Raw genomic sequence first — 6,611 nt, forward strand, 5'->3', positions numbered from 1 at the left:
TGTGAAGAGGAGCCACTTCTGCGCGACCGAACCCTACTACAGGGTGTGAGGGCTCACTCAAACCCCAATGATAAGAATGTGACAAAAGTCAGTCCCCTGACTTTTGTGACCGATATTAAAAAAAGCTGGATTTCGCTCCAGCTTTTTTTAATGCAATGATTTTTTAATAGGTGGTAGTAAGTATCTGTTCTGCTTTTTAATTTAGATACTCGCTTTGTTAAGGTCCAAGACGGCTGGGCCGTCTTGTGGAGATTATTTTACCTGGTCAACCCACAATTGGGTCTTACGAGTGTGGTTTCCCACTTACTAATCCACAGTTGGGGGCTCTGATTGTGTGTTGGTGGCTAGCAAGCCTCACTCAGAAGTTTCAAGTGTGGGTTCTTCGGTAGCAAGCCACACTCGACCCGTCCAATTGGATGTTGGCATTCCCTAACCCACACTCGCGCTTTTTAATTGTGGGTCGGCAGGTTCCGATAGCCCTCCCGATAAATTTTTCAATAACAAGGGATCAATCAGGCCTCTGAGAGCGGACAGCGAACAGAGCCATCCGCCAAAAAAAAAGAAGTTGCCGCTGCCTAAGTTGCAAACCAGGGCCTCGTTCGCAAGTCGCCGTTGCCCAAGTTGCAAACCAGGGCCTCGTTCGCAAGTTACCGCTGCTCAAGTTGCAAACTAGCGCTCCCTTCGCAAGTCGCTGCTATCCAACTCTCAAACCAGCCCCGCATTTGCAAGTTGCCACCACTCAACTCGCAAACCAACCCCGCATTCGCAAGTTCGCGCTAGCAAGCCCCCCTAGCGCGGGACAACGAGGACGCGCTGGTCTTTGTAGGGGAGGCAGTCGACGGCTTGGCCGTAGAAGTCGGTCAGGAGCCCATCTTGGAGCATGTCCTGGCGTGGGCCTTGGGCGAAGACTTGGCCTTCCTTGAGCAAGAGGACGTGTTGGAAGAGCTGGCTGATGTCTTCGCTGCGGTGGCTGATCATGACCAGGCTCAGGCCCTCTTCCTGGCTGACTTCACCGAGAAATTCCAAAAGCCGTTCGCGGGCGAAGAGGTCCAGGGCGTTGAAGGGTTCGTCTAAGATCAGGAGTTCCGGCTTGGTCATGAGGCCGCGGAGGATGAGGATCTTTTGCTTCTCACCCTGGGAGAGGGTAGCAAAAGGTCGGTCGGCTAAATCCTCGCAATCGAAGCGGGCCAGGAGCTCTTGGGCGGCCAGTTTTTCCTTGGGGCCGACTGCCTGGTAGAGGCCGAAGCTAGCAAAGAGGCCGCTCAGGACGATCTTGAGGACCGAATCGTTTTCGGGCAGGCGGTATTCCAGCCAGGAGGACACCAGGCCGATCCGCCGTTTCAAGCGGGAGATATTGGTCCGGCCGAAGCGTTCGCCGAGCACGGTCACTTGGCCGGCGCTAGGCCAGTCATAGCCGCTCAGGATATGGATCAGGGTGGATTTCCCTGAACCGTTGAGGCCGAGCAGGGCCCAGTGTTGGCCGGGACGGATTTCGAAGTTGATATTTTTTAGGATGGGGCGTCCTTGCCGGTAGTAGCTGACATTCTTTAGGCACAGGACGCTATCATTATATTGGGTCATGGGTCTACCTCCTTTTTACTCTTAGTCTTATAATAGCATGAAATTAAACATAAAAACCACTTTCATAAGAATTAAATGATAACATTCTAAGAAATTGTATTGACAAATGAGACAAGGCTCAGTATAATCAATTTATCGATTAAGAAAGGAGTCCCACTCATGAAAATGTCTAAGAATTTTAAACAAGTGAATATTTTAGTCATTTTACACAGCTAGGACTGGACTGATTGAGATCAGCTTCGAGTCCTATTCGGCTTTGTAGAGTGGGACATAGCATCCCATGCAAGCATTGGGGTGCTTTTATTTTAACTAAAGTGTAAGTAAGCAGAAGGATGGGTGGTTTAATGGCAAAGGAAGAAGAGACAAAGCAGGGCATGCAGCTCCTTGTTGAAGCCTTGAATGAAGAAGGGGTTGATGTCATATTCGGTTACCCTGGAGGAGCGGTCCTTGATTTATATGACCAATTCTTCAAGAACGGGACCAATCACGTCTTAGCCCGCCACGAGCAGGGGGCTGGGCACATGGCAGACGGCTATGCGCGGGCAAGCGGCAAGACCGGCGTCAGCGTGGTTACTTCTGGTCCGGGGGCAACTAATATTGTAACGGCTGTGGCAACGGCCCAGATGGACTCGGTGCCCATGGTTGTGATTTCAGGTCAGGTGGCCCAGGCAGGGATCGGTAAGGATGCCTTCCAGGAAACCGACGTGATCGGCGTCATGACCCCAATCACCAAGTACTGTGTCCAAGTCCGGGATGCCCGGGATATTCCACGCGTCATTAAGGAAGCCTTCTATATCGCCAATTCAGGTCGGAAGGGCGTTGTGGTGGTTGATATTCCGAAGAATGTCGGCCAGCAGATGGTGCCTATCGATGAAGTGAACACAGAGATCTACCTGCCGGGTTACCATCCTGAAAAGCAACAGAAGATTACGAATAATGAGCATATTCAGAATATTATGGAAGCAATCCAAGCCAGCCAAAAACCCCTCCTCCTTGTGGGTGGTGGGATTGCTAAGGCTGACGCGGAAGAGGACTTGCGTGAGTTCGTCCACACCCACAAGATTCCAGTTGTGGCGACACTCCTGGGCCTGGGAGCGGTCGATAGCAAGGATCCTTACTTCCTCGGTATGGGCGGGATGCATGGTTCCTATGCGGCCAATATGGCATTGATGAATACCGACTGTCTGATCAATATCGGGTCGCGCTTCGATGACCGGGTGGCTTCCGTGCCCGATAATTTTGCGCCGGGGGCTAAGATCATCCACATCGATATCGATGCTTCGGAGATCGGTAAAGTCATCCAACCCGACTATGAACTGATCGCAGATGCCAAGGTAGCCCTAGAAGCCCTCAATGCTTCAGCCCTATCCAACTATGAGGCCTCAGAAGAATGGGTGGCCTTCCACAAGGACAACCTGGCCAAGCACCCTATGGCTCTACCAGAAGCCCGGTCGACTATCCGCCCTGAAGCGGCCATCGCCTACCTGGGTGAGAAGACCGATGGTGAGGCCCTTGTGGTAACGGACGTTGGCCAGCACCAGATGTGGGCGGCTCAATTCTATCCGGTCCGCCACACCCAGCAGTTCCTGACCAGTGGTGGCTTGGGAACCATGGGCTATGGCGTCCCCGCAGCAATCGGAGCAGCCTTTGGGGCTAAGGAAGGTCAAGATGTCGTGGCCATTGTCGGCGACGGGGGCTTCCAGATGACCAACCAGGAACTCAATATCCTGTCGGCCTATGATGTGAAACCGAAGTTCATGATCCTAAATAACGAGGTCTTGGGCATGGTCCACCAATGGCAGGACAAGTTCTATGGTCAACGCTATTCTCACTCAGAATTCCTCGACCAAAACCCCGACTTTGTGAAATTATCCGAAGCACTAGGGGTTAAGGCGGCTCGCGTCTCTGACCCAGCTGAAATGGAAGCTGCCATTGACGCCATGCTGGCCTATGATGGTCCTTATGTCTTGGAAGTCAGGATCGCCAAGGATGAACTCGTTCTTCCCATGGTTCCTGCAGGCAGACCCAATAATGAAATGGAGGGATTAGGCTAATGGGAGCTCGTATCATTCAAACCCGGGTGGTTAACCGGCCAGGTGTTCTTAACCGGATTACCCAAACGGTCCTCAAACCAGGCTACAACATCGATACCCTCACCCTGCAATATGCGGGCGGGTCAGCAGATTCCAGTGCTGAATTTTCCATCATTACCCTGGGCATTCAATTTGCTGACCAGGCGGCAGCTGAGCTGTTAATGAACCAGCTCGAAAAGCAGATCGATGTGATCTATGTCGTCGATATCACAGACGGTCTTCCCAGCGACAAAGAGCGCGAAGACCAATCCATTTATTAGGTAGTAACTTACTCATTTGAGTAAATAATAATTACTATGGCAACCCTCGCGGTGTCTTAAAAAATTAGGAGGAAATAATTATGGCTACAATTTATTACGAAAAGGATGTACAAAACAACGCATTGGAAGGCAAGAAGATTGCCGTTCTTGGTTACGGCTCACAAGGGGGCGCGCATGCTAAGAACTTACGCGACTCTGGTCAAGATGTCATCATCGGCCTTCGCGAAGGGAGCTCTGCTGACCGTGCCCGTGAAGACGGCTTCGATGTTTTCTCAGTAGCTGAAGCCAGCAAGCAAGCGGACATCGTGATGGTACTTTTACCAGACGAAATCCAAGCAGATGTTTATGAAGCTGAAATCAAAGACAACTTAGAAGCTGGTAACGCTTTAGCCTTTGCCCATGGCTTCAACGTCCACTTCGGCACCATCAAACCGGCAGAAGATATTGATGTCTTCATGGTGGCTCCTAAAGGCCCAGGCCACTTAGTTCGCCGCGAATTCGAAAACGGCTCTGCCGTTCCTGCCTTAGTTGCAGTCGCTCAAGACGCAACAGGCAAGGCTCACGACATCGCTTTATCATGGGCTGACGGCATCGGCGCAACCCGCGTTGGGGTTCTTGAAACAACCTTCAAGGAAGAAACAGAAACCGACCTCTTCGGTGAACAAAACGTTCTGATGGGTGGGGTAACTCACTTGATCGAAGCAGGCTTTGAAGTCTTAGTTGAAGCTGGCTACCAACCAGAATCTGCTTACTTCGAAACTTGCCACGAAATGAAATTAATCGTTGACTTGATCTATGAAGGTGGGATGTCCCACATGCGTCAATCCTGCTCAAACACTGCAGAATACGGCGACTATGTGACTGGCCCACGCGTCATCGGACCAGAAGTTAAAGAAGCCATGAAAGAATCCCTCAAACGTATCCAAGACGGCGACTTCGCTCGTGAATTCGTGAATGACTACAAGAACGGCTTCCCAGAATTCTACAAGATGCGTGAAAAAGAAGCTAGCCACCAAATCGAAGAAGTAGGCGAAGAGCTTCGCGATATGATGCCATTCGTTAAGAAAAATAAAGTCGACACTAAGAATTAATTCAAGCGACCATAAAGTGAGAAGGATTGCCTATTAAGCGGTCCTTCTTATCTTTCCGGCACTTGATTTGGAAGGAAGGTATTTTATGTCTGAATTAGTCACCAAAGAAGAGGTCCTCGACGCTTATCGTAGCTTGCGCCAAGACCTCCCCCAAACCCCACTGCAATATGATAGTTATTTATCTGAGAAGTACCAAGGCCGCATTTACCTCAAGCGTGAAGACCTGCAAGTGGTTCGGTCTTTCAAGATTCGCGGCGCCTACTATGCCATCAACCAACTCTCAGATGAAGACTTAGCCAAGGGTGTCATTTGTGCTTCGGCCGGTAACCATGCCCAGGGTGTGGCCTATACCGCCCAGAAAAAAGGCATCCAGGCTGTCATTTTTATGCCAAATACCACCCCTAATCAAAAGATTAGCCAGGTGCAATACTTTGGGGGCGACTTTGTGGACATTCAGATTGAAGGCGATACCTTCGACGAAAGCAACCGGGCAGCCCACGCCTATGCCAAGGAACACGGGCTCAGCTTCATCGAACCCTATGACGATTTAGACGTGATGCGCGGCCAAGGAACCCTAGCGGTGGAAGTCCACCAAGACCTGGTGGCTGAAGGCCAACAAGCCGACTACTTCTTAGTCCAAGTGGGGGGCGGCGGTCTGATCTCCGGCGTTTCCGCCTATGTCAAAGAGGCTATGCCTGATACCAAGGTGATCGGGGTGGAACCTACCGGCGCAGCTTCCATGAAGGCAGCCTTGGACGCCGGCGAACCTACTGCTCTGGAACGGGTCGATAAGTTCTGCGACGGGACAGCAGTCGGCGAGGCCGGCCAACTCACCTTCCAACACGTCAAGGCCAAGGTCGACGACATCTGCCTAGTCCCTGAAGGCCTAGCTGCCCAAGCAATCTTGGAACTCTATACCAAGCAAGCCATCGTCGCTGAACCTTCCGGCGCCCTGAGCGTGGCCGCACTCGACCTTTTAGCTGACGACATCAAGGGCAAAACCGTCGTCTGCTTAATCTCAGGCGGGAACAATGACATCAACCGCATGGCGGAAATCGAAGAAAAAGCCTTGATCTACGAAGGCATCAAGCATTACTTCATCGTCAACTTCCCTCAAAGAGCCGGCGCCCTAAGAGAATTCGTTACCGACGTCCTCGGACCCGGCGACGACATCTCCGTCTTCGAATACACCAAGCGCAAAAGCCACTCCAGCGGCCCCGTCCTCATCGGTATCGACCTCGCCGAAGCCTCCAGCATCCAGGCCCTCAAAGACCGCATGGCCGCCTTCGACCCCAACTATATCGACATCTCAGAAAACTCGACACTGTATCAATTTTTAGTATAGGGTGTGAGGGCTGGCGCTTAGCTTTCGTTCACTGGAGCAAGTCACCAGAGCAGTCTCATAGACTGCGGCGGAGACTTGTGAAGTGACACGAAAGCTGCCAGCCTGAACCCGACTATAGGGTGTGAGCAAGAGCGCTTAGCTTTCGAATATCAAAATCTCCTCCAGTTATTGCTGGGGGATTTTTTATATGAAATTAAAAAACTAATGCAGGCAGTAACGGACAAAAGGGGAGAGGATATGT

The 6,611-nt window shown here is 51.3% G+C and carries 5 protein-coding genes; 4 read left to right on the top strand and 1 reads right to left on the bottom strand.

Annotated features, from left to right (window positions below; all coding sequences use genetic code 11):
- Positions 1-789: 789 nt before the first annotated feature.
- The gene (locus HMPREF3090_RS04660) at positions 790-1,581 is read right to left on the bottom strand and encodes an ABC transporter ATP-binding protein (RefSeq protein WP_067972497.1); all 792 of its coding nucleotides are present in this window, start codon (positions 1,579-1,581) and stop codon (positions 790-792) included.
- Between the two features lie 344 nt (positions 1,582-1,925).
- On the opposite strand from HMPREF3090_RS04660, the gene ilvB reads away from it, so the two are divergent.
- The 4 genes from ilvB (at position 1,926) to ilvA (ending at position 6,370) form a co-directional block, all read left to right on the top strand.
- Entirely contained in the window at positions 1,926-3,635 is a 1,710-nt protein-coding gene (ilvB, locus tag HMPREF3090_RS04665) for a biosynthetic-type acetolactate synthase large subunit (protein WP_067972494.1), read from the top strand.
- Entirely contained in the window at positions 3,635-3,934 is a 300-nt protein-coding gene (locus HMPREF3090_RS04670; RefSeq protein WP_070486065.1) for an ACT domain-containing protein, read from the top strand. Before ilvB ends, HMPREF3090_RS04670 begins: the two co-directional genes overlap by 1 nt.
- Positions 3,935-4,011: 77 nt before the next feature.
- Positions 4,012-5,025 (top strand): ketol-acid reductoisomerase, encoded by a 1,014-nt coding sequence (gene ilvC, locus HMPREF3090_RS04675; RefSeq protein WP_210382186.1) that lies wholly within the window; start codon positions 4,012-4,014, stop codon positions 5,023-5,025.
- A gap of 85 nt (positions 5,026-5,110) precedes the next feature.
- On the top strand, positions 5,111-6,370 hold the full coding sequence (gene ilvA, locus HMPREF3090_RS04680) for a threonine ammonia-lyase IlvA (RefSeq protein WP_067972486.1): 1,260 nt from the start codon (positions 5,111-5,113) through the stop codon (positions 6,368-6,370).
- Positions 6,371-6,611 lie beyond the last annotated feature (241 nt).

The organism is Aerococcus sp. HMSC23C02 (assembly GCF_001806805.1).
In the GTDB taxonomy this organism is placed as follows: Bacteria; Bacillota; Bacilli; order Lactobacillales; family Aerococcaceae; genus Aerococcus; species Aerococcus sanguinicola.

Bases quoted from the DNA above. Each gene is read 5' to 3' on its own strand.
- HMPREF3090_RS04660 (WP_067972497.1), bottom strand. From the start codon at position 1,581: ATGACCCAATATAATGATAGCGTCCTGTGCCTAAAGAATGTCAGCTAC.
- ilvB (WP_067972494.1), top strand. From the start codon at position 1,926: ATGGCAAAGGAAGAAGAGACAAAGCAGGGCATGCAGCTCCTTGTTGAA.
- HMPREF3090_RS04670 (WP_070486065.1), top strand. From the start codon at position 3,635: ATGGGAGCTCGTATCATTCAAACCCGGGTGGTTAACCGGCCAGGTGTT.
- ilvA (WP_067972486.1), top strand. From the start codon at position 5,111: ATGTCTGAATTAGTCACCAAAGAAGAGGTCCTCGACGCTTATCGTAGC.